We start from the raw sequence: 321 nt of genomic DNA on the forward strand, positions 1-321 counted from the left end.
CGTGTACGCGCCGCCGCCGCCCGTCTACTACGCACCGCCGCCTCCGCCCGTGTATTACGCGCCTGCGCCGGCGTACTATGCGCCGCCGCCGGTGGTGGTCGGCGGCTATTACGGCCGTCCGTACTGGCATCACGGTTATGGCGGCTGGGGCCACCACGGCTACTGGCGCCGCTGACGCGTCGCGCGCGGCGACGGCCGCGTGCAGGGCATCCATGCGCGGCTCGCCCAACACCTGCGCGAACGGCCCGGCCCGTGCGGCGCGATGCTGCTCGACTTCTGCGATGACGACGACTGGGCGCTCGTGCGCGCGCTGGTCGCGTG

At 73.8% G+C, this 321-nt stretch carries 1 pseudogene; it reads left to right on the forward strand.

Annotated features, from left to right (window positions below):
- Positions 1 to 178: 178 nt before the first annotated feature.
- A pseudogene (locus SB816_RS30575) lies at positions 179 to 321 on the forward strand (phosphatidylinositol diacylglycerol-lyase); the annotation flags it as partial.

It is taken from the genome of Achromobacter sp. SIMBA_011, from assembly GCF_046535435.1.
Taxonomy (GTDB): Bacteria; Pseudomonadota; Gammaproteobacteria; order Burkholderiales; family Burkholderiaceae_B; genus Achromobacter; species Achromobacter dolens.